This window comes from Selenomonas sp., from assembly GCF_052169755.1.
In the GTDB taxonomy this organism is placed as follows: domain Bacteria; phylum Bacillota; class Negativicutes; order Selenomonadales; family Selenomonadaceae; genus Selenomonas.
The window spans coordinates 1-25895 of the sequence record NZ_JBQNBV010000008.1 but is presented as its reverse complement, the minus strand read 5'-3'; the positions used below and the strand labels follow the sequence as shown (position 1 = coordinate 25895).

The following is a 25895-nucleotide window of genomic DNA, read 5'->3' as shown; positions in this document are numbered from 1 at the left end:
AGAAAGGTCAGAGTTTTATTCTCGATTGACTATACTTCTGTAGGGGCGGCGTACAATGTCTATGAAGCGACATTGGCGCCTGTAGTTTAGGACAGTGCAGGAAAGGCGGCGTACGAGCGTGTTTTTGAAAAAGGACTGGCTTGCGGCGCTTGCTGTTTCGATCTTTCTCGCACTGGTGTTCGTCGGGACGTCCTTGGCGCCTGCCGTTCTTTTGCCCAAGTCTGCGTTGTCCGCAGATGCCCATGCGCTTATGCCGGACTTTGATGAGATGGCAGTCTTTTCGGCGCAGCAGTCTGCTGTTGAAGAGGCAGCGCCGGATGAGCTTTTTTATTGGCAGAGCGCCGAGCCGCTCGATCAGCGCCGGCAGGAAGCTTTGCTGGCTTCCGCGCAAAAGGGCGCCGACGGGTGGAATCGCATCGACTATCCCGGCGCGCCGCTCCTTTCACGCGACGCACGCTATATCTGGATGACGGTGCGTCTGCCCGAGGAAGAGTACGGCTCGATGGCGCTCTTTTTCAAGACGACGAATCAGTCGGTATGCATCTGGCTCGACGGCAAGATGATCTACGAGTACGGCTCTATGGAAGAAAAGTCTTACGAGTACGGTACGCGATGGCATCTCGTGCCGCTGCCTGCGCACTATGCGGGGCGTTGTCTCGTATTTGGTATGCACTCGTTCCATGCGCATGATCTCGGCAACTTTGAGCATCTTTGTCTGCGCGATATGCGTGCGAGTGTGGCGGAGCTGTTTTTTGCCGATCTGCCGCTCGTATTCGGACTGTCGCTCGTTTTTTTGATGGGCGCCATCGTGACGCTTTATTGTATCACGCTGCAAGGAAAGCAGCGTGCCTATCGGTATCTTTTGTGCTTTCTTGCGGATTATGCGCTGTGGATGGTCAGCGTGATGAACGCGAAGTATTTCCTGCTCGACTGGCCGGAGTTTTGGTGGTATGTGCAGCTGCCGACGACGTACGGCTTCGCGATTTTTGCCATCCTCTTTTTCGCAGAGCTTCTGCCCGAGGAAAAGCGCCGCACGATGCGGCTTTTGGTCGTACCGCATATCTTCTTGCTGCTCCTTTCGATCCTCGGCGAGATTTTCATTGTGCGCGGCATGATGTTCGGCTGCTTGGGGCTGTTTTTCCCGCTGATGCTCGTTCTTTCGCCGTGGGTCGGATACGTCCTCTGGCTGGAGGGGCGGCGGGGCAACCGCTACTGCCGCATAGCGCTCGTGCCGCTGACTGTCATCATTCCGCTTTCGATGTTTGACAGCCTGTGGTTCTATTATCGCCTCATTGACTGGAATATGTATATCACGCCGTTTGGACTGCTGTCCCTCGTATTTCTGCTCCTCAGTACGATGCGTATGCGCATCCGTGAAGATCTGCGCAACGAAGCGGCGCGGGATTCTCTGCAACATGAGGTCATGGCGGCGCAGGAAAAGGCGCAGATCGATCCGCTGACGGGATGCTTCAACCGCTACAAGTTCTCGACGACATTCGCGGAGTGGGTGCGGGTGGCGGAGAACACGGACGGCAACTTGGCTGTCATCATGCTCGATATCGACTTTTTCAAGAGCGTCAACGACGCCTATGGACATGATGAGGGCGATCATGTGCTGCGCTCTTTCGCCAACGAGGTGCGCAGCGCCTTAGACCGCCGCCATTTGCTGATTCGTTGGGGCGGCGAGGAGTTCATCATTCTGTGCCTGCATTACGATTTGCGCGAGGCGGGCGAGTTCGCCGAAAAACTGCGTGCGCGGGTGGCGCAGGCTTCTTTGTGCCACTATCGTGAGATTCATTGCAGCGTCGGCGTCGCAAGCTGGCACGGCGCGGATAAGGATACGTCTGCAGCGCTTTTGAAGCGTGCGGACGATGCGCTCTATGCCGCCAAGATGGAGGGACGCAACGGCGTGAAAGTCGAGGAGCCGGGCAGTTTGGCGGTCAGTCTGGAAGCGACGAAATGCGCGGAAAGCGTATCTGTGCATTGAGCCGGCAGGAGAATATCATACGAATGAAGAAGTAACAAGAGACGGCTGTATGCTGCGGAGATTTGCAGAGCAGGCGGCTCTTGTTTTTATTTTCGCGGCAGCGGTTTCAGAAACCGCCGCTCATTCGGTCGCCGGATGCAGACATCTGCGCTCTGCGGAGGATTTGCCGCCGCAGAGCGGGCGGAAAAATCTGCCGGATGACGAGACCGAGTTTATGCGTGCGTCCTTAACGATCCGACGGGACTTCCCGCGGATACATGGGGGCTCTTCCCCGAAAGAAAGGAATTTTGGAGATGACAAGAAAAGAAAAGTACCGCCAGGTAAGGCGCGAGGCCATAGCCACAGGACTGGCACTCGCCGCGCTCATCGTCTATTGGCTCTTCGCCGGCTTCGGCACGGCGTATTTCCTCGACGGCAGCATTCGCATCGTGGGTCTGCCGCTATGGGTCGTCTTGGGCACGTTCGGCACATGGGCGATGGCGCTCGTCATCGTTGTGCTTTTGCTGCGCTTCGTCTTTCGTGATATGCCGCTCGATGATGCGGATGAGAACGGGGGCGGCGCATGATGGAAAAGCTCGGTGTTCTCGTGCCGCTCCTCGCTTTCATGGGGCTGATGCTCGCTGTCAGTTTCGCCGTGCGCGTGCGCCGTGAAAACGGCGGCGCAGGATTCGTCTCGCAGTACTTCATCGGCAACCGTGCGATCGGCGGCTTCGTGCTCGCCATGACGACGGTCGCGACGTACAGTTCTGTCAGCTCCTTCGTCGGCGGTCCCGGCATGGCGTGGAAGGTCGGTTTCGGCTGGATCTATATGGCAGTCGTGCAGGTCACGGCAATTTTCCTCGTGCTCGGCATCTTCGGCAAGCGTGTCGCGCTGCTCTCGCGCCGGCTCGACGCCGTGACCATCGTCGATATCATTCGTGCGCGTTTCGGTTCGGATATGCTCGCGAACCTTTCCGCATTCGTCATTGTACTCTTCTTCCTCGGCACGATGACGGCGCAGTTCGTCGGCGGCGCGAAGCTCTTCGAGGCGGTCACGGGCTACAGCTATTTTACGGGGCTTGTGCTCTTCGGCGCCGTCGTCGTCCTTTACACGGCGATCGGCGGCTTCCGCGCCGTCGCCCTGACCGATACGCTGTGCGCCGTCATGATGATGATCGGCATCGTGCTGCTCCTCTACTTCGTGCTTGAGGCGGGCGGCGGCTATTGGGCGATCTTGGAGACGATTGAGCGTGACCATCCGGCGATGCTTGCGCCTTTGGCGGCGGGAGATATGCCGCTCGGTCTCTATTTCACGCAATGGCTGCTCGTCGGGATATGTACGATCGCGCTGCCGCAGTCCGTCGTGCGCGGTATCAGCTACCGCGACACGCGCGGGCTGCATCAGGCGATGTTCATCGGCACTTTCGTTATCGGCTTTATGAACATCGGCGTCAACTTCACGGGAATCCTCGCGCACGGCGTGCTGACAGGTCCCGTGACAGACTACGGCACGGTGGACAACATCATCCCGCAGGCGATTGCGCACGCAATGCCGCCTGCTCTCGCGAGCATCGCCATCATCGGTCCTCTGGCGGCTTCGATCTCGACGATTTCGGGGCTTTTGATCGTCGCCTCGTCGGCGATCATCAAGGACGTCTATATGCACGAGAAGATGAAAAAAGGGCGTGTGCCCTCGATGCGCAGCCTGCGCGTTTTGTCGATGGCGTCGACCGTCCTTATCGGCGCACTCGTCTTTCTCCTCGCCGCTTCGCCGCCGAACCTCATCTGGCTCATCAACATGTTCGCTTTCGGCGGCCTTGAGACGGCGTTTCTCTGGGTCATGCTCTTCGGTCTTTACTGGCGGCGTGCGAACTGTATGGGCGCGATGCTTTCGATGGCGGGCGGCACGATCGTCTATTGCGCGGCGCAGGCGATGAAGATTCATGTGTTCGGTCTGCACCCCATCGTGCTGGGGCTTTCATCGTCGCTTGTCTTTTTCCTGCTCGGTGCATACATGGGCAAGCCGACCGCCGCCGAGCGTCTTCGCGTGTTCTTTCCCGACGAAAGTGAGAAGTAGAAAGGAAAATTTCCCATGCGCTTCATTCATACCGCCGATTGGCATCTCGGACGGCTCTTCTTCGGCCGCCATCTGACGGACGATCAGGCGCGCGTCCTCGACGAGCTTGTGCATCTCGCCAAAGACGCACGCGCCGAAGCCGTCGTCATCGCGGGCGACGTCTACGACCGCGCCGTGCCGCCCGTCGAAGCGGTCGAGCTTTTCGACGACGTGCTTTCGCGGCTTTTGCTCGAAGAAAGGTGCAAGGTGCTCTATATCGCGGGCAACCATGACAGCGCGGCGCGTCTTGGCTTCGGCAGCCGCCTCCTTGCAGGGGGCGGTGTTTTTGTCGCGGGGCAGCTCTATGCGGACGCGCCGCCTGTCGTCTTGGACGATGCCTGCGGCAAGGTCGCGTTTTCGCTTCTGCCCTATATGGAGCCGGCGACGGTGCGCTTTGCCTACGGCGAGGAAGCGGAAGACCTCGCGGGCTTTGACGAGGCGACTTCGTTCGCCGTCGCGCGGGCGGCGGCGTGCGTGCCGAAGGGCTGCCGCAGCGTCGCCGTCGCCCATGCGTTCATCGCGGGCGGCGCATCGTCCGAGTCGGAGCGCCCGCTCTCGGTCGGCGGCTCCGACTCCGTGCATCCGGCGTGCTTCGCGCCCTTTTCCTATACGGCGCTCGGGCATCTTCATGCGCCGCAGCAGGCGGGCGCTCCAAACATCCGCTATGCCGGCTCGCTCATGAAGTATTCGTTCAGCGAGGCGGCGCAGCGAAAGGGCGCGACGGTCGTCGATCTCGCCGCCGACGGCTCCGTGACCATCGAGGAAGTCGCGCTCGCCGCGCCGCACGATCTTCGCGTCGTGCGCGGCACGCTTGAGGAAATCCTCGAAGACCGCGCTCGCTTCCCGAAGAGCGAGGACTACACCGCTGTTGAGCTTATGGACAAGGGCCCTGTGCTCGACGCGCACGGCAAGCTCCGCACGATTTATCCGAACGTCCTGCAAGTCATGCGTCCCGGACTCATGGAGCAGGCGGGTACGGTGCGCGAGCAGGGAAGAAAGAAGCTCGATCGCCCCGACGATGTGCTTTTCGGCGAGTTTTTCGCCGACATGACGGGCGAAGCGCTCGACGAGGCGCAGAAGAAGGAGCTTTCTGATGTACTCGAAGCGCTTTTGCGTGAGGAAAGGGAGGCGAAAGCATGAAGCCGCTGCGATTGACCTTGGAAGCGTTCGGCTCGTATGAGAAAAAGACCGTCGTCGATTTCACAGAGCTTTCCGGGCGCAGCTTCTTTCTCATTCATGGGCGCACAGGTTCGGGCAAGACGACGCTGCTCGATGCGATCTGCTTCGCCTTTTATGGCGAGGCGAGCATGGCGGGGCGCACGGGTACGATGATGCGCACGGACGAAGCGCCGCGCGAAGCGCAGACAAGCGTTGATTTCCTCTTCGCCTTGGGGACGCGGACGTATCATATATGCCGCACGCCATCCTATGAGCGCATGAAGAAAGACGGCTCGGGGATGACCTCGGTGCAGGCTTCGGCGATGCTCTGGCAGGTCGCAGGGGACGAAGAGCGCGTACTCGCGCAGCGTCCGTCTGTCGTGACGCAGAAGATGACGGAACTTCTGGGCTTCGGCCCTGCGGAGTTTCGGCAGGTCGTTCTGCTGCCGCAGGGCGCGTTCCGCGATCTTTTGACGGCGAAGGTGGACGAGCGGGAAGCGCTTCTGGCGATGCTCTTCAAGACGGAGCGCTATCGCCGACTGGAAGAGCTTTTGAAGGCGCGCGCCAAGGCGATGGAAACGCGCCGCAGGGAAATCGCCGTACAAGAGGCGGCGCTTCTCGCAGGCAGCGGGGAAGAGACGCTTGAGGCACACATCGCGGTAAGCGCGGAGAAAAGAAAATCGCTCGCTGCGCTGGAAAAAGAGGCAGAGGCGCGGCGAGAAACGCACGAAGCGGCGCAGAAAGCGGAGCAAAAGGGCATCCGTGAAGCGGAACTTCTGATGCGCTGGGAAAAGGCGCGTACGGCGCTCGCTGACCATGAGAAGAAGCGCGGCGATGTCGAGCGCTTTCGCGTACAGCTCGGTGAGGCGGAGCGTGCAGCGCAGCTCGAAGATGCAGCGAACAGCGCGGCGCATGATCGCGAGAAGCGAAAAGCGCGTGAAATCGAGCGTGAAGCCGCAGAAAAGAGCAGAATAAAGGCGGCAGCTGAGAAGCAGTGCGCCGAAGAAGCGGCAGCGCGGGAGAAAGAGCGTGAGCCGGAGCTGGCTGCACAGAAGGAAAAGGTGCGTAAGCTCACCGAGTACGGCGTGCTCGCGCAGGAGCTTTCACAGGCGGCAGAGCGGTTGAAGATCTGCGAGGATGCAGCCCGGCAAGCCGCGGCAAAGGCAGCGAAGGCAAAAACGGCGCGGGAAGAGACCGCTGCCGCGCTCCTTGCGCTCAGTGCGCGTGAGAAGGAACTGGCGGAACAAGCGGCGAAAGCCGAGGGGCTTTCTCTGGCGCTCGCGCAGAAGGAAAAAGAGCGCGAGCTGCGGCAGAACCTCGCTGTCTTGGAGAAGCGCGCAGCGCAGGCGGAAAAGACTGCCGAGAGCGCACGCGAAAAGGCGGCGCAGGCGATGCAGGAGACAGAAGCGAAGCGAAAGAGCCAGCGTGCTTTGGAGCTTGTCTATATGGAAGGGCAGGCGGCGCTTCTGGCGCGAGATCTGAAAGAGGGGGCAGCCTGCCCCGTCTGCGGTTCGACGCTGCATCCGCAGCCGGCGTTCAGCGAAGCCGTCGTACCGGAAAAGTCGGAAGTGGAGCGTGCGCGTACGGCGGCAGAAAAAGCGGAGCAAGTGCGCGCGGCGGCGGAAAAGGCGCAGGCGGCGGCGGAAGCCGACCTCGCCGCTGTCTGCGGCGAGCTTGTAGCGGCGAAGAAGTCGCTGCCGCAGATGCGTGAGGACGCGGAAAGTCTTGCCGCCGCCATCGCCTCTTTGCAGGCAGAAGTCCAAGCGGCAGGAGCGGCTGGGCAGGCGCAGAAAGAAGCCGCCCGCGAACGTGAAACGCTTGCCGTCAAGCTGACGCAGGCCGAAGCCGCGGAAAAAGAAGCGGCGAAGAGCGAAGAGGCCGCCAAGAGCGAAGCGGCGCAGGCGGCGGGCGTGCTGCGGGAAAAGTGTGCGTCTCTGCCCGAAGCATACCGTGAGCCGAAAGCGTTGGCCAAGATGCTTGCGTCAGCGGAGCGTGACGTTGCCTTGCGGGAGAGAGCGCGGGCGGCGGCGCAGGATGCTCTGACACAGGCAGAAAAATCGCTTGCCGCCGCCTGCGCCGCTGCCAAGGCGGCAGAACAGGCGCAGGCGCTTGCAGAAGAAGAAGAAAAAAAGAGCGCCGCGCTCCTCGCCGAGCGCTTAGCGGGCGCGGGCTTTGCCGATGAAGCTGCGTTTCGCGCCGTGCTTACGGGGGCTTTTGCGACCGCCGATGGACGAAGGAAGGTGGCGGAGCGCATCCGCGCCTACGAGGACGCGCAGACGGCATTCTCCGAGGCGGAAAAAAAAGCCGCCGCAGAAGCGGCGGGGCTTTTTGCACCGAATCTTGTCAAGCTCAAAGCGGCGAGGGAAGAAGCGGCGCTCGCATGGAGCAAGAGTACGCGCGAAGCCGCCGCCTTGGCGCAGGAGATCAAAGAGCGCAAGGGGCGGGAAACCACTTTGCAAAAGCTCGCCGCCGAAGCGGCGTCTATGGATAGAGCCTATCGTACGACGGGCAGACTCTCGGAAGTCGCCGCTGGGCAGAACGCTCATCGTATGCACTTCCAGACGTATGTGCTTCGCTCGATTCTCGCCGACGTGATCGATGCGGCGAATCAGCGTCTTTTGCGCATGACGCATGGGCAGTATCGCTTGGAGCGCAAAGAAGGCGTCGCCGATAAAAGGCAGAGCGCAGGACTGGATCTCGAAGTTTTCGATGAGAATACCGGCTGCGCACGCCCAATGGCGACGCTCTCGGGCGGCGAATCCTTCCTCGCCGCCCTCGCCCTCGCCTTGGGGCTTGCCGACGTCGTCACCAGCTACGCCGGCGGCATTCGTCTCGATACCATCTTCATCGACGAAGGCTTCGGCACTCTCGACGCCGAAACCCTCGACCTTGCGATCAAAACCTTGATGGATCTCCAAAAAGGCGGCCGCCTCGTCGGCATCATCTCCCATGTCGAAGAACTGAAAAGCCGCATCGATGTGCGCCTTGAAGTGGAAAAGGGGGAAGACGGCAGTCGGGCGCGGTTTATCGTGGGGTAGGATCACTCCATAATCCCTGCCATCTTGAGTAAATACTGGGCGTTGCGCGTGGTGCAGCGCCCTTCTTTTATTTTGTAGTCGAAGAGGAGCTTGTCGTTTTCGTAGCTTTCTTCGAAGTGCCAGTTTGTGACGGGAGCGGCGCTCGTCTCTATCGAGCATAGCTCGAAGTCGTGCGTGGAGACGAGTGTGATGAAGTTTTCTCCCGTCAGGCGTGTGATGGCTTCTCTTGCGCCGATCAGACGGTCGGCGCTGTTTGTGCCTTTGAAGATTTCGTCGATGACGATGAGCATGGGCAGATTTTTCTTCTTGAACTCCATCATGCTCTTGATGCGCAGGATCTCGGCGTAGAACGTGGAAAGACCCTGCGCGACGTCGTCGGTCACGCGGATCGAGGTGAAGATGTGAAGCGGTGAGAGACGCATCTGTTCGCCCGGCACGGGTGCGCCGGCGTAGGCGAGGACGCAGGAACTCGCAATGGTTCTGAGGTACGTCGTCTTGCCGGACATATTCGAGCCGGTGATGATGCGCGTGCCTGCCGTCGTTTCGATGTCGTTCGGTACGGCGTGTTCTTCGGGGATCAGAAGGTGGGTGAGACCTTTGCCGTCGATGTGCGGCGCATCGTCCGTAAGAAGTTCGGGGAAGGTGTATGTTCTGCGCGTGAGACCGATGGTCGAAAAAGAGAGCAGAACTTCGACTTCTGCCCAGACATTGAGCCAGTCGCCGAGACGATCGGCAGCTTTCTCCTGCCAGCGTGCGATGCGGTATGCAAAGTGAAGGTCGCTGAGATAGAGCGCATTGGCTAGCAGCAGGAAGATGAGGTTGTGACGTGTGCGGGCGTGTTCGGCGAGGACGCTGAGATGGTGCAGGGAGCGCGCGGCAGAGCCGTCTTTGAGCTGCGATTGCAGTGCGGCGAGGTGCGGGCTTTGGAAGGTCGAGTTCTCCAATCGCTCGAAGAGATGCTCGTAAAGGCGCAGTTCGCGGTGCATGGCTGCGAGCGGCTTCTGTGCCTTTGCCGTGCGGCTTCCCAGCCCGAAGGCGATGAGGATCTGCAGCAGTATGAGCAGCGCGGGCGCACTCCATCCGATGAGCGAGAGCGCCGCGCCGCCGACGGCGAGGGCGAGGGCGGCGGGCAGAACCCAGGCGATGAAAGCCGTGCCTGTGTACGGTGCTTGCGTATTCTTTTGCAGCGCGGAAAGAAGCGGCTCTGTGTCGTGCCCGTCGGGCAAAAGATCGGCGGACGCCATGAGATCAAGGACGAGTTTAGGACGCGCGATCAGTTCTTTGACCGCATCTTGGCGTCTTTTTGCCCGTGCGCAGTCCGCAGGAAAGGGAGCGAGGGCGGCGGCAAGGCGGTCGCGGCCCGCTTTCGTGCGTGCGGCGCAGATATATTGGTAGATGGAATCCGCCCCGAAGAGATTCAAGTCCTGCGCCTGAGGTATGTCGTCTTTGAGATATGCCGCGCCCGTCACACAAAAATCATGCCACTCGCCCGAAAATCGCGCGAGAAAGCCGGAAAGTGCGGAGATGTGGCTCTCCAGCAGCAGACGTTTTTCAAACAGTTTGCTGTGACGGTGCAGGAGTGCGGTAAAGCAGGCAGCGAGCGCGACGGCGCTCAGATAGAGCCAGACGGCTCCCGTATCCCAAGCCGCAGCGAGTGCAAGGAGGCTGAGGAAGAAACTCAAAAGTCGCAGCCATGAGAGTATCTGTCCCTGTCGATCAAGCCGCCGCTTCTCCGTGAGATCTGTCTCCCGCTCCGCGCAGAAAAAGTTCTTGTCCATAAATATTCCTCATTTCTAATCTATATGTAATCCGCTTAGTTTTTATTATAAGCGTGAAACGCAATTAAGTCCAGTTCTCATGGCATCGATTCTTTTCAAAACATGAGAAAAGAATAAAAAAGTTCTGGCGCATGGAAATATTTATGGTATAATATTCATGTATCATACCATAAATGATACATGAATATTTCTTGTTAAGACCTGAAGGAGTGAGCTGTGCTTGGATGATTCTCTGGCGCTTTCTTTTGAAGGCGCGGGCATTTCTTTTGCAGGGCGTACCGTCCTTCGCGGGCTGACCTTTACGCTTCGCTCGGGCGCGGTCGTCATCGTGCGCGGGGCGAACGGCAGCGGCAAATCGACGCTCCTGCGTCTCGCGGCGGGACTCTTGCGGCCGACGGAAGGGCGCGTCGCGCTTCATGCAGCGGACGGTGCAGCGGAAGGCGGCGCTTGGCAGGAGCGCATCGCTTACTTTTCGCCGGAGCTTTCGCTCTATCCGCTGTTGACAGCGGCGGAGAATCTCGACTTCTTCTTGGGGCTTCGCGGCATCGCGCTTTCGGCTGAGGAGCGGCGCACGCTTTTTGTACGCGTGGGTCTTGCGGGCGCTGAAGCGTGGCAGCAGCCGACGTCGAGTTTTTCGACGGGGATGCGTCAGCGGCTGAAGCTCGCCGTGCTGCTTGGCGTGGATGCGCCCTTGTGGCTGCTTGATGAGCCGGGAGCAAATCTCGACGATGCGGGGCGTACGCTCATCGCTTCCTTGGCGCGCGAGGCGGCGGCAGGAGGGCGGCTCGTGCTCTGGGCGACGAACGCGCAAGAAGAGGAGGTGGCGCCCGATGCAACGCTCCGGATCTGCGGGGGCGAAGCGCATCTTTCGTAGGGAGCTTACGACGGCTCTGCGCAGCCGATCCGCGTGGACGGCGATGCTCATGTTCTCCTTGACGGCGATCGCTGCATTGTCTTTTGCGCTTCGCGGTGCGCCGCCCGAGCCGCAGGTCGCGGCGGGGCTTTTATGGGTCGTGCTGTTTTTCTCGGCTGAGGCGGGCGTCGGCCGTGCATTTTACGAGGAGGCGGCGAGCGGCACGCTGCTCGCGCTTCGCATCTATGCAGCGGCGCAGGCGGTGTTCTTCGGCAAGTTCTTCTACGCGCTTTTCATGCTCGCAGCGCTCGCCGCTTTTGACGTGGCGCTCTTTCAGATATTCCTCGCCTTTTCCCTTGCAGATGCCTTTGCCATGCTGCTCTTCTTTCTCGTCGTATTCCTCGGGGTATGGGGCTTGGCGGCGGCGGGCGTCATCATCTCGGCGCTGACGGTCGGCGCGGGCGCGAAGAGCGGACTCTTTTCCGTCTTGCTGCTGCCCGTCGTGCTGCCTGTGTTTTTGCCTGCGCTCAATCTTACGGGGGAGCTTTTTACGCAGCGCTTGCCGTCTTTTTCCCTGCTCGGTGCGATGGCGCTTTATGATCTCATTCTGACGCTTGGCGCATCGTGGCTTTTCGATTTCGTCTGGCAGGAAGTTTAGTTTTAGGAGTGAATATATGCTTCGCGTCCTCATCGTCTGTTTGACAGCGGCGCTTTTTGCCGCCGTATTCTTCCTTGTGCCGCCTGCCGAGGGGCTTGGCAATTATGTGCGGCTCGTGTTTTTCCATGTGCCTGCGGCTTGGATCTCGGTGCTCGCTTTTTTCCTCAGCGCGTGGTGGGCATATCGCTTTTTGCGATCGCGCGACGGTCGCTTTGACGCCTTGAGCGCACGCTCGGCGAAGCTAGGTTTTATCTTCGTACTTTTCGCTACGGCGACGGGGGCGCTTTTCAGTCGGCTCTCGTGGGGCGCATGGTGGAATTGGGATCCGCGCCAGACGACGATCTTTGTCCTTATTCTCATCTACGGTGCGTACCTCACGCTGCGCTCGGCGGTGCCGGAAAGCCGCGGGCGTGCGCTCGTCTCGGCGGTTTACTCGCTCTTTTCCTTTCTAACCGTGCCGTTTCTCGTGTTTTTACTGCCGCGTCTCTACTTCTCGCTGCATCCCGAGCCGCTTTTGAACAGCGGCGGTCATGTGGCGATGGAGCCCGTCATGCTCGGCGTGCTCGTGCTCGGGCTGGTCGATGCGACGCTGCTCTATTTCGCGCTGCTTTTTCGCGGCGTCAAGGAGGGCTGATCGATGAAAAAATCGTATGTGCTCATGGGGCTTGTCGCCCTCTTCGTCGTCTATGCGGGCTGGGCGTTTGCCGACAGCATCACGCCCTATGTCGATATCGCCGAGGCGCGTACGGCACGCGGCTCCGTGCAGGTCAAAGGTCTGCTGGCAGAGGATATGCCTGCACCGCAGCAGGACGGGAAGGATTTCGTTTTTTGGCTCGTCGATGAGTCGGGGGAAAAGCTCGAAGTGCGTTATCACGGCACGGAGCCGGATCAGTTCCGCGCGGCGCATCACATCGTCGCCGTCGGCAGTTGTAAGAACGGCGTGTTTGAAGCGGAGCGGCTGCTCATCAAGTGTCCGTCGAAGTATGAAAAGATGAAAGGCGGCGCAGCATGATATTCGGCACGGCTTTTCTTGCGCTGTCTCTCGTTTTTGCACTGGCGGCGGCTCTTTTGCAGCGCCGTGGGAAGGCGGCGGGCAGGCTGTTCGCGCTCGCTTCGTTCTCTGCGGCGGCGTTGGCGAGTGCATGGCTTTTTTGGCTGATCTTGAACGATCGCTTCGACATCGACTATGTGTGGAGCTATTCGTCGCTTGACTTGCCTCTCGTCTATAAGATTTCCGTCTTTTGGGCGGGGCAGCAAGGTTCGTTTCTTTTGTGGCTCTTTTTTCATGCGGCGGCGGGCGCGGCGCTCGCTTGGCGCGGACGGCTCGGCTCCTTTGGACAGGCGGTTTTCTTCTTCTTGCAGGCGCTTCTTGCCGCGCTCGTCTTGCTGTACAGCCCGTTTTTTGTGACGGAGGGTTATGCGCCTGCAGATGGTGCGGGCATGAATCCGCTCTTGCAGGATCCGTGGATGGCGGTTCATCCGCCGCTCGTGTTCCTCGGCTACGCGCTGCTTGCTGTGCCGTACGCTGCCTCTCTCGGCGCGCTTCTGTCGGAAAAAGCGGGCGGCGTCGAGTGGCTGGCGCTTGCGCGGCGTTGGGCGCTCGCGGCGTGGGCGCTTCTTGGCGCAGGTATCTTCGTCGGCGCGTTTTGGGCGTACAAGGTGCTTGGCTGGGGCGGCTGGTGGGGCTGGGATCCCGTCGAGAACTCTTCGCTTGTGCCGTGGCTCGCGGCGGGTGTGCTTGTTCACCTGCTTTCGGCGGCGCGCGCGCGTCCGACGAATCTGGCGCTCGCGCACCTTTCGGCAATCTTCGCCTACGCACTGGCGCTTTACGGCACGTTTCTCGCGCGAAGCGGTCTTTTAGGCGACTTTTCTGTGCACTCGTTCAGCGGCACGAGCGTCGGACTTTGGCTCGTCGCTGTCGATGCGCTTGTTCTTATCGCGGGACTGCTGCTCCTCGTCTGGCGTGCGGGCGGCTTTCCGAAGGGGGCGCAGTATGCGGCTCATGCGAGCCGTGAATTTTGGCTGCTGCTCGGCTGCCTCTCGCTGACTTTCCTTGCGATCATCGTATTCATCGGCATGTCGATGCCGCTTTTGACAGGGGCTGGCGGCGAGGCTGCCGCCGTTGATACGGGTTTCTACACGAAGACGGGAATGCCCTTGGCGATCTTTTTGCTGCTCGCCATGATTCCCGCATCCCTGCTGCGCTATGGCGAGAGCCGTTCGGCGCTGCAGCGGGCGGCGATCCCTGCGCTCTTTGCAGGTGCGGCGGCGGCGGGGCTTCTCGGCGTGCGTGAGATCGCATCGCTCGTCCTCGCGGGTGCGGCGGCGGCAGCTTTCGCCGCGGCAGTCCTCGCTTGGAAAAGCCGTGCGCTTCGCCGTGGCGCTGCGCTCGCACACGGCGGCACGGCGGCGGCGCTCTTTACGATGGCGATCGCATCGGCGGGCGTGAGTACGACGCTTTCCTTTGCACCCGATGAGATGCAGGACTTTCTCGGGACTTCGGTCGTTTACGAGGGCATGGAGCTTTCTGAGAGCCGTCGTGAAAAAGCGTATGTGTTCCGTATCGACGGCGCGGAAGTGCGCGCTTTGACGAAGCTCAGCGCGGGCGGTGAGGATGCGGCGCGTGAGCCTGCGATCGCACACCGCGCGGCGGGCGACGTCTACATCGCGCCAGCGCCGGCGGCTGTCGGGCATGAGATCGTGCTGCAGCGCGGCAAGGCGGTATTGGACGGTGATCTCGCCTATCGTTTGGAACGCGTCGCGGAAGAGCGCGACAGCACGGATGCCGACCGCATCGTCTTTGTCGCCGCCATCGCCGTGACCGACGGCGAAACCGTCGATTTAGCCGAAGCCAGCCTCGCGGCGACGGGCGCACGCGCTTCGACCGAAGCCGTCTCCGTCTTAGACGGCAAGCGGCGGCTTCGCGTCATTGGCGTCACGGAGGACAGAAAGAACATCATGCTTCAGATATTACCCCCCATTGAGGAGGAGGCGCGCCTGCCGCTGACGGCTTCCGTCAGTGAAAAACCGCTTCTCTGGCTCCTCTGGCTCGGTGCTATAGCGACATTCATCGGCACATCGTGCGCTGTGAGGAGGCGAGGCTAGGCAAGATTGCGTGAGATGAGGGCAGACGCAGCGCTTTGCGTGATGAAACTGCTCAGAGGGGAATGTATGCGTCGTTTCTTAGAGAAAGGAGGGAAGGAGATTGGATGCAAAGGAATTTTTCCAGAAAAACACGCTGAAGTGTATCCTCGGCGGTTTTGCGGCAGGCGTCGCCTTTTCCGTATGCACTTCGGCAGGGCTGTCGTTTTCCGGCTCCCCCGCGTTTTGCGGACAATGTCATGCGATGAAGATGGAAAAGGCGACCTTCATGGAATCGTCGCACCGAGAGCGCGAGTGTGTGGACTGCCATTTGCCGCACGACAGCATGACGGCGTACTTCATCGAGAAAGGGCGGAGCGGCATGATTGATGTCTATCATGAGCTCAAGCGCGACTATCCCGCGCGCATCCGCATCTCGGAGCATGGGGAAAAAATCGTGAACGGCAACTGCCTGCGCTGTCACAGCGCGACGATGTCGGTCGTCCACGCAGGTCCGATGGATGCCAACACCGATTGCCTGAAGTGCCACCGGAGCGTAGCGCATGGCTCCAATCACCTGGAAGGAGGGATTAAAGTTGAATAAGCTGCAAAAGTATTTGCTGGGCGTCATTGCCGTCTGTATCGCGTTCTTCGGCTTTGTCATCGTGCGCATCGGCATCGCTCAGCCATCGACTTCGCTGAAGCTTGCCGAAATACCGACGGAAAACAACGCGCATCTCGGCATGGAGGCGTTCAAAGAAGCCTATCCGCTTGAGTATGAATCGTATCAGATGACGGCGAGCGACTCGCCGACGCCGACGGGCTACGGAAGCTCGGGCATCCACTCAAGACTCATGGACGAGCCGGAAATGATCGAAAACTGGAAGGGCTATGCTTTTTCCCTGCAGTACGACGACGATCGCGGTCACGTCTATGCTTTGCAGGATGTCAAGAACACGCTGCGCACGAACAAGGTCAATCAGTCCGGCGCATGTATCACCTGTAAGACTGCCTATACGAAGGATGTCTTTTATGACACGATGGGTTGGGACTACACCTTGAAGAGCTTCAAGGAACTTGCCGAGCAAGTGCCGAACGATGCGTCGATCGCCTGCGCCACTTGTCACGACGTCAAGACGATGAAGCTGCGCATCATGAATCCCGCACAGATCGAAGATCTTGAGCGCAACTGGGGCAAAACGTGGGATGAGATCAGTGACAACGATAAACGCGCTCTCGTCTGCGGACAGTGCCATACGGAGTATTACTTTGAGCAGGGCAAGAAGGGGCGTGTCGTATTCCCGCGTGACAACGGCTATACGGCGGAACAGATGTACGAGTACTACAAGCGCACCGATCTGCCGGGCGGCTTTAAGGGCGACTGGAAGCATCCCGACTCGGGCGCGATGATGCTCAAGGCGCAGCATCCAGACTACGATGTTTGGAAGACGAGCGTCCATGCGGATGCGGGCGTCACCTGCATCGACTGCCACATGCCGTATATGCGGAAAGACGGGCAGAAGTATACGTCGCATTACATCTCCAGTCCGCTGAAGTACATTGAAGCGGCGTGCCTCAAGTGCCACGATGAAAGCAAGGAAGTGCTGATCGCACGCGTCAAGACGATTCACGACAACACCTTCAAATTGCAGAGGACAGCGGGCATCACTTGTGCTAAGGCGCACCTCGCCATCAAGGCGGCGGCAGAAGCCGGCGCGACCGATGAGCAGCTCGCTCCCGCGCGTGAGTTGATTAGAGAAGCGCAGTGGTACTGGGACTATGTCGAAGCAGAAAATGGCGTTGGCTTCCACAACCCCGACCAATGTATGAGAACGCTCGGACTATCCATCGACCTTGCGCACCAGGCGATCGAAGCGGCAAACGCCGCCACACGCGGTGCATTCCCGATGGATGATCTGCCGACGACGCCCGCGGAACATCTTTGATCTGCGGATGTTGTGCAGTAAAATTGCAGATGAAGACCTGCCGCACAAAGCCGATGTGCGGCAGGTTTTTCTTGCAAGAAACAAAGAAAAAACGTAGAATAAAAGAAAGAGGTGAATCGTATGTACTGCATTAAACCGTGGGAAGATCTAACGATCCAAGACGACTATATGTTCAAGCTCATCATGAACATCAAGCCTATATGCCTGAAACTGCTCCAAGGCATCCTGCGCATGGAAATCAAAGACATACATTACCTCGAAACGGAAAAATCTATGGACGCACGCTACCAAGGCAAGGGCATCCGCATGGACGTCTATGTGCGTGATGACGCCGCGACCGTTTATAACATCGAAATGCAGGTTCGTATGCTCGAAGGAACAAGCCTTTTTAAGCGCACGCGATACTATCAGTCCATGATCGATGCGGACCTTCTGGCAGCGGGTGCAGACTATGATGACTTGAACAAGACCATCATCATTTTCATCTGCCCGTTCGATCCCTTTGGTGAAGGAAGGCACATCTATACGTTTGAAAATATCTGTTTGGAAAATACGAAATGCAAATTACAGGACGGCACGACAAAAATCTTCTTGAATACAAAAGGCACGATGGCGGATGTAGATGAAAGTGTCAAAGCATTTCTCGACTATGTGAACGGCATCGTGGGTGAAGATCCGCTTGTGCGGGAAATGGATGAGATGATTCGGAGGATCAAGCGAGAGAATGAAGAAAGGGTGAGTTATATGACTTTTGCGATGAAGATGATGGAGGAACGCAAAGAAGGCTTCCGTGAGGGAGAGCGCCAAGGCTTTACAAATGGGCTTGCTGAAGGAAAAGCTGAGGGAAAAGCTGAAGGAAAAGCTGAGGGCGTAGCATTCTCTATCAGCAATATGATGAAAAATTTGGGCGTTTCGGTAGAAAAGGCGATGGACATACTGCAGATTCCGGCGGACGAGCGCACGAAATATGCGACGCTGGTGAGGCAGTGACGGACAAAAGATGCAGTGTATCTGTAAATCTGAGAGACTTTATTTTATCAGCGCGTCCATAAGTTTTGCTTCTAAGATCGGAAAAACCGCCGTCCATGAGGACAGCGGTTTTTTCGTGCGGTTTATGCTTTTTATACCTTGAAGCGGCTGATAGCTGCATGCATCGCTTTTGACATATCGTGCAGCGTGCGGCTTGCTCCGGCGATCTGCTGCACAGCTGCCGTCTGCTGCTGCGTCGCAGCGGATACGGTCTGCGATTCGGCAGCGACGTTGCGGCTCATCTGGTTTATCGTGTCGGCAGAGTCGCGGATAGCGTGCGTATTTTGCTCAAGATTGTGGACGCGCTTGCCCATATCGCGCGATTCAGAAGCGACGCGTTCGACCATAGCGGCGATTTCCTTGAACGTATGTCCGGCGGCGTCTACGGCGTCCGTGCCGCCCTGCACCTGTGCGACGCCTGCCTGCATGACTTCGACGGCGTTTTGCGCCTTTTCTTGAATCGAGGTGATAAGCTCGGTGATTTCGCCCGCCGATATGCTCGATTGCTCGGCGAGTTTTCGCACTTCCTCGGCAACGACGGCGAAGCCGCGGCCGTGTTCGCCTGCGCGCGCCGCTTCGATGGCGGCGTTCAAGGCGAGGAGGTTCGTCTGTTCGGCGATGGCGGAGATGGCGTCGACGATCGTGCCGATCTTGTTCGATTCTTCGCCGAGTACGGAGATGACCTCAGCGGAGTGCGAGACGGATTCTTCGATGCGCTTCATTTGGAGAACCGCCTCATCAACCCTGGTGGCGCCTTCAGCTGCCGCGCGATTCGTGCCTTCGACAGCGCCGACCGTCTGCTCCAAGTTGCCGGCGAACGCGCTCATGTGCTCTTCAAGTGAGCCGACCTGCGTCTTGGCGCGATCCATTTCGGCGAATTGCGCGTTGCACGACGAGGCGACCTTGCCCATAGACTGTGCGACCTGTTCGCTGACGATGGCGGATTGATCGGCGCTTGTGTTGAGCTGCTCGACGGCGAGCGTGATTTTTTCCGACGATTCGATCGCTTGCTTCATCATCTTGCGTACATTGTGCTGCAGGGCGTCGAGCGCATGGCTCATCTTGCCGAGCTCGTCCTCACTCGTGACGGCGACCTCAAGCGCGGCATTGTGACGGAAATCGCCTTCCGAGAGCGTTGTAAGACGCTTCGTCACCTGTGTGATGGGACCTGCGAGCTTGTTGCTGAGGAAAATCGCCACGACGATGCACAGGGCTTCGATCAAGAGCGAGATGAGCACCGTCATGCGCAGGCTGTTGTAGAATTCTGCATCCGTGATCTTTTGCTGCGCCGCGATAAGTTCGTCGATTTGATCGATCCAGACGCCCGTGCCCAAGACCCATTGATAAGGCGCGAATGTCACCGTGTAGTTGCGCTTGGGGAGAGGCTTCGTCTCGCCGGGCTTGGCGAAGCTCAGGTTTGTGTAGCCGCCGCCCGGCTGCTTGCCGTTCTTCAGCATTTCCTGAATGAAATGTACGCCGTTGGGATCGACGAGATCGATGCGGGATTTTCCTTCAACGTCACGTCCTAAGAGAACGACGTTGACACCGTCCACTGTATCGACCCAAAAATACCCTTTGCCATCGTCGTATCGCAGATCGCGCACGGCGTCGGCGGCGAGCTTCTTCGCCTGCGGTTCGGTCAGCTCTCCGGCTTGCTGCCTTTGGTAGATTTTTTCAAGCAGGCTGACGACGATTTCCGTATTGTTTTTCAAGGATATATCGACATCCTGCAAAAGCTGTGCTCGATAGTTTTCCATCTGCGTCTGTGACTCTGTGCGCAGGGTCTGCACCCAGAGCAAGCTGATACAGATGACGCTGACGAGAGAAGTTCCGACCATCAGGGCGATGAACTTCACGCGCAGCGACAGTGAACTAAGACTAAACATGGCGTATCCCTCCTGAATTACGCGCAATCCTTCCGTGGGTGCCGTAAAGCACCAAGTCTGTCCATACGTGCGCGGAAAAGAGCTTTCGTTAACCAACCGAAAGACCCGAAGCGCACGCAAAATACAGACTTCCGTACCTTCTGTATAAAATATTTTTCGACAGAAAGATGTGGAATCCTTCCCATGCTTGAAAGATAATTTGTTTTTAACGAAATAGGTTCTTTGCTTCTGGGATAGGGTTATATTTGTTTTATAAAACCTATTGACAAAGTATGATATTGTGATACAATGGCATTGTCATATCAATCAAGTATGTTTTATGTATTGCGGGTAAGCCCGAGGAAAGAGGAGATTTTGATGAGCGACGAGAGAAAGTACAAGTTTGAGACGCTGCAGCTGCATGTCGGGCAGGAGTCAGCCGACTCTGCGACGGGTTCGCGCGCCGTGCCGATCTACCAGACGACGTCGTATGTGTTCCGCAATTCAGAGCACGCGGCGGACCTCTTTAGCCTGAAGGAGGCGGGCAATGTCTACGGCAGGCTCATGAATCCGACGCAGGACGTGCTCGAAAAGCGCATCGCAGCGCTTGAAGGCGGCGTGGCGGCGCTCGCCTTCGCCTCGGGAGCGGCAGCGGTGACGACGGCGCTGCAGGGGCTGGTTCATGCGGGGCAGCACATCGTTGCGGAGACGACGATCTACGGCGGTACCTACAATCTTTTGGCGCATACCTTCCCCGACTTCGGAATCGAGACGACGTTCGTCGATCCGGCGAAGGGCGCGGAGGCTTTTGCGGATGCTATTCGAGACAATACGCAGGTCATCTACATTGAGACGATCGGCAATCCGAACGCCGACCTCGTGGACATCGAGGCAGTCGCCGCTGTCGCGCACAAGCACGGCATTCCGCTCGTCGTCGATTCAACCTTTGCTACGCCGTATCAGCTGCGCCCCATCGAGCACGGCGCGGACATCGTCATTCACTCGGCGACGAAGTTCATCGGCGGTCACGGCACGACGCTCGGCGGCATCGTCGTCGACAGCGGCAAGTTCGACTGGGCGGCGTCGGGACGCTTCCCGTGGCTCGTCGAACCGAACGAGAGCTACCACGGCTTGTCGTTTGCGAAAGACGTCGGCGCCGCCGCTTTCGCGGTTTATCTGCGTGTGCTCCTGCTGCGCGACACGGGCGCGGCGATTTCGCCGTTCAATGCGTTCCTGCTGCTGCAGGGCGTCGAGACGCTTTCCTTGCGCGTCGAGCGCCATGTGGAGAACGCCTTGAAGGTCGTTGATTATCTCGCGAAACATCCGCAAGTCTTGAAGGTCAACCATCCCTCGCTCGTCTCGCATCCCGATCATGCGCTCTATGAGCGCTACTTCCCGCAGGGCGGCATCTCCATCTTCACCTTCGAGGTTAAGGGCGGCGGCGAAGCGGCGCAGAAGTTCATCGACCATCTCAAGGTATTCAGCCTGCTCGCCAATGTCGCCGACGTAAAGTCGCTCGTCATCCATCCGGCGAGCACGACGCACTCGCAGATGAACGAAGAAGAGCTGAAAAAGAGCGGCATCGCGCCCGGCACGATTCGACTTTCCATCGGCACGGAGCACATTGACGATATCCTCTACGACTTGGATCAGGCGTTCAAGGCGCTCTAACGAAAAAAATACGGCAAAGACTTTTGCGCCTTTGCCGTATTTTTGTGCGATCGTTTCAATCAGCGCTGCAACGCCCGAACGCGCGCGAGCATGGCGTCGCGTTTCATCTGCTCTTCGCGTGCGCGTGCGACCGCGCGTGCCTTGAAAGCGGCGATTTCCGCTTCGTCAGTCATCTCAACGGCTCCTTCTGTGCGGCGGCAGGCGATGTAAAGGATCGTGATCGTCAGCGCCGTCGCCGTGATCGCGATGAAGGAATGCGGGTAGCCTGTCGCTTCGACGAAGCGAGGCCCCAAGATCCAAAGCACGGCGACGGGCATCCAAGCGGCGAGCATCGTAAAGGCGAAGCCCAGCACAAACAGATTCTTCATCTTTCCTGAAGAAAGCACTCGTACAGAATATCCGAAGTGGTGCAGAACCGCCATGACGGCGTACTGCCCGACGAAAAAGCCAATGATCGATATGACGACCCAAGCCGCCTGCGGCATCTCACCCATGACAAAAGCACGCTCCTTCTGTGTGTTGTTCATTCTTTCTTATTATAGCATAAGAATACGGTTTTCCCAAGAGTGGGAAAGGAAAAATATAAGAAATACGGCTGCATGTATCCGTGTTTCTTATCGACAGGGGCGGTGTGCTGCAGTTTTCATCCTATTGATAAAACGGTTGGGATTTAAAAGTTTTTCTTGTATAATAGAGGGGCGGTTTCTACATGCGAAGGGAGGCATTCACGATGAAATTTACGATGTTTGGCGCGGGAGGCACGGGCGGGGTACTCGGCGGCTATCTTGCGCTTGCCGGCCATGATGTGACGCTGATCGCGCGCGGCAGGCATCTTGCTGCGTTGCAGAAGGATGGCTTGACGATCGAGTCGGCGCACAGGGGGACGCTCCATATCAAGAATGTGAAAGCACAGACAGCGGAATCTTATGCAGAAACGCCCGATGTGCTCTTCGTCTGCTGCAAATATTACGGGCTGCCCGATGCCGTCGCGTTCGCAAAGCGTGCGGCGTCGCCCGATACGCTCATTATTCCGATCTTGAACGTCTTTGGTACGGGCGAGGTCATGCAGAAGGATCTGCCGGGGCTGACCGTACTCGATGGCTGCATTTACATCTTCGGCAGCATTAAGGCGCCCGGCGTCTTAGAACAGGCGCAGAAAATTTTGCGCGTGATCTTCGGCTTCCGTCCCGACGAGGACAAGCGTTTGGAGGAAAAGGCGAAAGCGCTCGAAAAGCTCCTGCAGGAAGCGGATATTCGCGGGCATTATAGTCTCGACATCCGCCGCGACGCCTTAACGAAGTTCGGCTTTGTCTCACCGATGGGCGCAGCGGGGCTTTATCATGGCGTGACGAGCGAGGCGTTCTGGCAGGATGGGGCGGTGCGCGATACATACCTCGGGCTGATTCGTGAGGTCGAAGCGGTAGGCAAGGCGATGGGCGTCGTCTTTGAGAAAGACTTGGTGGAGACGGGCGTTGCTTTCATCGACGCCTTTGAACCGGGGCTAAAGACGAGTATGCAGCGTGATGTGGAGAAGGGCGGGGCGTCCGAGTTTGACGGCTTGGTGAATCGCATGGTTGCGCTTGGCGACCGCTATGGCGTGCCGGTGCCGCTCTACAAGAAGATCAGCGAATGGGGCAGAGCGCGAGGCATCCAATGAGGTTAGGTCGCCGCGAGGTGTGCGCTCTGGCTCTGCAAGGCGGTGCAGGAACGACAAAAAGGGCTGCCGCATGAGTTTTGGAGAACTCGTGCAGCAGCCCTGACCATGCTGGTGCTCATGGAGGGACTCGAACCCCCGACTTCCACCATGTGAGGGTGACACTCTAACCAACTGAGTTACATGAGCAGTATTGGGTTGAACATAGAAACCATTATACATGATTTTTTAGATGTTGACTACCCCTAAACCATAAAAAATTTATGGTTATACACATTTTTCTGTGGATAAAACCTGTTGAGATGTGGATAAACCTCAAAATCCAGAAATTTATGCGGCGTTTATCCACAACAATTTGGATGAGATGGAGGTTCATATTATTGACGAAGAAATTTTACGCTGTACGCGTGGGGCGAAAGACGGGGATATTTCGCACATGGGATGACTGCCGTGCGCAGGTGGAAGGATTTGGCGGCGCTCGCTACAAGGGCTTTCTGACAGAGGCAGAGGCGCACGCTTGGCTTGGCGAGGCGCAGCCGTTATCCGCGCTCTTTGCAGGGAAGAAAGCGCCTGCTGCGCGTCGTGCGCCTCTTCGTGCAGGAGGTGGGCAGACTGGCGACATGCTTGAGGATGATGCAGATCTTTGTCATGTCTATACGGACGGATCCTGTCTTAGGAATCCGAATGGTCCGGGCGGCTGGGCGGTCTGTATCGTGCGTGGGGGCGAAGTGGCTGAGACGCTTTCCGGCGGCGATCCTTCGACGACGAACAATCGCATGGAGATGACGGCGGCGATCGAGGCTTTGCGGTATCTGCCAAAGCATGAGCCGCTCGTGCTTTCGACGGACAGTCAGTACTTGAAGAACGGCATTACGAAATGGATTTTCAGCTGGAAGCGACGCGGTTGGAAGAAAGCGGACGGCAGCCCTGTCTTGAATCAGGAGCTTTGGCAGACGCTCGACTCCTTGATCGATGGTCGGCGCATCATCTTTCGCTGGGTCAAGGGTCATGCGGGGCATACGTACAACGAGATTTGCGATATGCTGGCAAAAAAAGAAGCGCAGAGCTTTTCCTGAAGGGGATGGCTCTGCGCTTCTTTTTCTACTGCCGCTTGAGCGGCGCTTCTCCATAGTCGTTGCTGAGAACCGATCCTTTGATAAAGACGAGAGCAGCAAACAGGAACACTTCGTAGACTTCAAGGAGGAAGGCAGCGGCGATGATCTCAATGCCGAAAGGCTCGCGTGCGAGTACGCGCAAGTCGCCGCCGAAGAAGGCAAGACAGGCGATGAAGGCGAGCGTGAGTATGAGCGGCAGTCCCGCAAGCCAGCCGCTTCTGCCGATGTCATGCAGGCGTTGGAATACGATGCCTGTCGGCAGGATCGAGGCGAGCGCACAGGCGGCTGCTGTGCCGTAGAGTGCGACCGCGTCGCTTAGGGGCGGCGGCAGGCGCTCCGCTGTTTCGAGTATGACGAAGAGCAGCAGACAGACGAAAAAGAGCAGGAAGAGCAGTCGCAGCAGGAAGCGTTTCCGGTTCATTCTGCCTTTGAACTGTATCATGCGCAGGAAGAACGGGTAGTTCTCCGTTGGTCGTTCAGCGATCTGGGGGCGCAGGCGCTCGGCGCTCTCGGGGGAGCCGGAGGCATTGCTCGAAAGCTCGCCTTCGGCAAAAAGTAGGAAAATGTGCAAAAGGACCAGCAGAGCGCCCGCTGTGCATCCATAGGGCAGAAGACTGCGGAGGAGGAAATGCTCGGCTGTGACGCCCAAAAGCGGCGGCAGATTGAGATAGAGGAGCAGACTGCGTGCTTCGGCAGCGAGTGCGAGGACTGCGAGCGGGCAGATGACGGCGATGAGCCACGTCGTGTCGCCGTAGCCGAGGTCGTGCCAGCGACGCATCGCCGAGCGCAGAAAGACGATCAGAAGCAGGGCGAGCGGCACGCTGACGCATAGAAGCGCGGCGAATCCTGCGGCTAGCGAGAGACTTTCCGATGGCATGGGGCGTCCTGCGCCGAGCCACGACAGCACAGCGGCGGCTGCGCCCATGATGAGCGCCGTAAGTCCGGCGGCGCTCATCATGCTGCCGATGAAGTGAAAGACGAAGAGTTTCTGCCCCATGCGACCTTCGGGCGAGAGCCAGTTTTCAAAAAGTCCCTGCAAAAAGCCGCCCTGTGCAGGCGGTTCCTTTTTTTCTTCCAAGGATGCCGCTATTTCACCGCGCCGCTCTTCATCTGCAAGCAGTTCCTGCAGAAGTTCGGCGGCGCTTTGGCGCGGACGATCTTCACCTAAAGCAGATGCGGGATCCTGCGGCTCCTTTGCGTTTTCCGTATCGTTTGCATCGCTGTCGTCTGCTGTCGTTTCGTACGCGCTTTTTGCGTCTCCTATATCCGCGGCTTGCAGCATGTCTTTCGGAGCATCATAGTCCGAAAGGCTCTCGCGCCTAAGACGCGCTAAGATGCTTTCGGTATCCTCTGACGCCTTGCTTTTTCTTGCCATCGTCCGTGTCCTCTCCTTACAAATTCCGTATCTTTAGGGAAGCGCTGCATTTATCCGTGCTTTGAGCTGACGTCGATGATTGCGTGTATCATATATCCTCCGTTATTTGCTGAAGAGGTCGAAGAGCTGCTTGCCGATGAGCACCGCGGTCACAGCGATGAAAAGCGGACGTACATAGGATGTTCCCTTCTTGATCGCAAGGCGCGCGCCGCACCATGCGCCGACGATCATGGCGGCTCCCATAGGGACGGCATAAGTGAAATCGACTAGCCCGAAGTACGCGAAGAGCAAGACGGCGGCGAGGTTGCTTGCAAAGTTCAGCGCACGCGCGTTTGCCGCCGCGCCGAGGAAGTCGAAGCCGACGAGTAAGAAAGCGAAGAGCATGAAGGAGCCTGTGCCCGGTCCGAAGAAGCCGTCGTAGAAACCGAATGTGAAAGCGACGACGGCAGAGAGAAGGAGTACGCGCCGCCCCATGCCGCCGTACTTGTTTTCGCGTCCCCAGTCGCGGCGAAAGATGCTGTAGAGGAGCACGAGCACGAGCATGACGACGACGAGCGGACGCAAAAAGTCGGGCGGCACTTGCCGCACGACG

21 protein-coding genes and 1 tRNA gene are annotated in these 25895 nt (G+C 58.4%); 16 read left to right on the top strand and 6 right to left on the bottom strand.

Features of this window, described 5'->3' with window-relative positions; translation table 11 throughout:
- The first annotated feature begins 118 nt into the window (after positions 1-118).
- The 5 genes from ACTTKG_RS01440 (at position 119) to ACTTKG_RS01420 (ending at position 8278) form a co-directional block, all read left to right on the top strand.
- Positions 119-1987 (top strand): diguanylate cyclase, encoded by a 1869-nt coding sequence (locus tag ACTTKG_RS01440; protein ID WP_442672482.1) that lies wholly within the window; start codon positions 119-121, stop codon positions 1985-1987.
- A 293-nt stretch (positions 1988-2280) separates the two neighbouring features.
- Positions 2281-2553 (top strand): YhdT family protein, encoded by a 273-nt coding sequence (locus ACTTKG_RS01435; protein WP_442672481.1) that lies wholly within the window; start codon positions 2281-2283, stop codon positions 2551-2553.
- A complete protein-coding gene (gene panF, locus ACTTKG_RS01430) occupies positions 2550-4043 on the top strand; it encodes a sodium/pantothenate symporter (protein WP_442672480.1) in 1494 nt (497 codons plus the stop codon). The genes ACTTKG_RS01435 and panF overlap by 4 nt, the downstream gene beginning before the upstream one ends.
- 15 nt (positions 4044-4058) lie before the next feature.
- Positions 4059-5222 (top strand): exonuclease SbcCD subunit D, encoded by a 1164-nt coding sequence (locus tag ACTTKG_RS01425; RefSeq protein WP_442672479.1) that lies wholly within the window; start codon positions 4059-4061, stop codon positions 5220-5222.
- Positions 5219-8278, top strand: a complete 3060-nt coding sequence (locus tag ACTTKG_RS01420; RefSeq protein WP_442672478.1) for an AAA family ATPase — start codon at positions 5219-5221, stop codon at positions 8276-8278. The genes ACTTKG_RS01425 and ACTTKG_RS01420 overlap by 4 nt, the downstream gene beginning before the upstream one ends.
- A gap of 2 nt (positions 8279-8280) precedes the next feature.
- Here the strand turns inward: ACTTKG_RS01420 and ACTTKG_RS01415 are convergent, their stop codons facing one another.
- Positions 8281-10056: a MutS family DNA mismatch repair protein gene (locus ACTTKG_RS01415; RefSeq protein WP_442672477.1), complete on the bottom strand. Its 1776-nt coding sequence runs from the start codon at positions 10054-10056 to the stop codon at positions 8281-8283.
- Positions 10057-10276: 220 nt separating this feature from the next.
- On the opposite strand from ACTTKG_RS01415, the gene ccmA reads away from it, so the two are divergent.
- From ccmA to ACTTKG_RS01375, 8 genes are all read left to right on the top strand, one after another.
- Positions 10277-10930 carry a heme ABC exporter ATP-binding protein CcmA gene (gene ccmA / locus ACTTKG_RS01410; protein WP_442672476.1) on the top strand — a complete coding sequence of 218 codons (654 nt, stop codon included), beginning with the start codon at positions 10277-10279 and terminating at the stop codon, positions 10928-10930.
- Positions 10887-11567: a heme exporter protein CcmB gene (locus ACTTKG_RS01405; protein WP_442672475.1), complete on the top strand. Its 681-nt coding sequence runs from the start codon at positions 10887-10889 to the stop codon at positions 11565-11567. Before ccmA ends, ACTTKG_RS01405 begins: the two co-directional genes overlap by 44 nt.
- A gap of 16 nt (positions 11568-11583) precedes the next feature.
- A complete protein-coding gene (gene ccsA, locus ACTTKG_RS01400) occupies positions 11584-12201 on the top strand; it encodes a cytochrome c biogenesis protein CcsA (protein WP_442672474.1) in 618 nt (205 codons plus the stop codon).
- Between the two features lie 3 nt (positions 12202-12204).
- Positions 12205-12579 (top strand): cytochrome c maturation protein CcmE domain-containing protein, encoded by a 375-nt coding sequence (locus tag ACTTKG_RS01395; protein ID WP_442672473.1) that lies wholly within the window; start codon positions 12205-12207, stop codon positions 12577-12579.
- Complete coding sequence (gene ccsA, locus ACTTKG_RS01390) at positions 12576-14672, top strand: cytochrome c biogenesis protein CcsA (RefSeq protein WP_442672472.1); 2097 nt, start codon at positions 12576-12578, stop codon at positions 14670-14672. The genes ACTTKG_RS01395 and ccsA (ACTTKG_RS01390) overlap by 4 nt, the downstream gene beginning before the upstream one ends.
- A 100-nt stretch (positions 14673-14772) precedes the next feature.
- Positions 14773-15252, top strand: coding sequence for a cytochrome c3 family protein (locus ACTTKG_RS01385; protein ID WP_442672471.1), 480 nt, complete (start codon positions 14773-14775; stop codon positions 15250-15252).
- Positions 15245-16594, top strand: coding sequence for an ammonia-forming cytochrome c nitrite reductase subunit c552 (locus tag ACTTKG_RS01380; RefSeq protein ID WP_442672470.1), 1350 nt, complete (start codon positions 15245-15247; stop codon positions 16592-16594). The genes ACTTKG_RS01385 and ACTTKG_RS01380 overlap by 8 nt, the downstream gene beginning before the upstream one ends.
- Positions 16595-16714: 120 nt before the next feature.
- Entirely contained in the window at positions 16715-17584 is an 870-nt protein-coding gene (locus ACTTKG_RS01375) for an Rpn family recombination-promoting nuclease/putative transposase (protein ID WP_442672469.1), read from the top strand.
- 131 nt (positions 17585-17715) lie between these two features.
- Here the strand turns inward: ACTTKG_RS01375 and ACTTKG_RS01370 are convergent, their stop codons facing one another.
- The gene (locus ACTTKG_RS01370) at positions 17716-19509 is read right to left on the bottom strand and encodes a methyl-accepting chemotaxis protein (protein ID WP_442672468.1); all 1794 of its coding nucleotides are present in this window, start codon (positions 19507-19509) and stop codon (positions 17716-17718) included.
- A gap of 357 nt (positions 19510-19866) precedes the next feature.
- Between ACTTKG_RS01370 and ACTTKG_RS01365 the strand changes: the two genes are divergently transcribed.
- On the top strand, positions 19867-21159 hold the full coding sequence (locus tag ACTTKG_RS01365; protein ID WP_442672467.1) for an O-acetylhomoserine aminocarboxypropyltransferase/cysteine synthase family protein: 1293 nt from the start codon (positions 19867-19869) through the stop codon (positions 21157-21159).
- Between the two features lie 59 nt (positions 21160-21218).
- Here the strand turns inward: ACTTKG_RS01365 and ACTTKG_RS01360 are convergent, their stop codons facing one another.
- The gene (locus ACTTKG_RS01360; protein ID WP_442672466.1) at positions 21219-21686 is read right to left on the bottom strand and encodes a hypothetical protein; all 468 of its coding nucleotides are present in this window, start codon (positions 21684-21686) and stop codon (positions 21219-21221) included.
- A 203-nt stretch (positions 21687-21889) separates the two neighbouring features.
- On the opposite strand from ACTTKG_RS01360, the gene ACTTKG_RS01355 reads away from it, so the two are divergent.
- A complete protein-coding gene (locus ACTTKG_RS01355; RefSeq protein WP_442672465.1) occupies positions 21890-22816 on the top strand; it encodes a ketopantoate reductase family protein in 927 nt (308 codons plus the stop codon).
- 109 nt (positions 22817-22925) lie between these two features.
- Here ACTTKG_RS01355 and ACTTKG_RS01350 read toward each other — a convergent pair.
- Positions 22926-23002: transfer RNA gene (locus tag ACTTKG_RS01350), tRNA-Val, on the bottom strand.
- A 191-nt stretch (positions 23003-23193) separates the two neighbouring features.
- On the opposite strand from ACTTKG_RS01350, the gene rnhA reads away from it, so the two are divergent.
- Positions 23194-23889 (top strand): ribonuclease HI, encoded by a 696-nt coding sequence (rnhA, locus tag ACTTKG_RS01345; RefSeq protein ID WP_442672464.1) that lies wholly within the window; start codon positions 23194-23196, stop codon positions 23887-23889.
- A gap of 25 nt (positions 23890-23914) precedes the next feature.
- Here the strand turns inward: rnhA and ACTTKG_RS01340 are convergent, their stop codons facing one another.
- Positions 23915-25303, bottom strand: a complete 1389-nt coding sequence (locus ACTTKG_RS01340) for a DUF805 domain-containing protein (RefSeq protein ID WP_442672463.1) — start codon at positions 25301-25303, stop codon at positions 23915-23917.
- Between the two features lie 102 nt (positions 25304-25405).
- A partial coding sequence (locus tag ACTTKG_RS01335) for a sulfite exporter TauE/SafE family protein (protein ID WP_442672462.1) occupies positions 25406-25895 on the bottom strand: 490 nt, incomplete at its 5' end.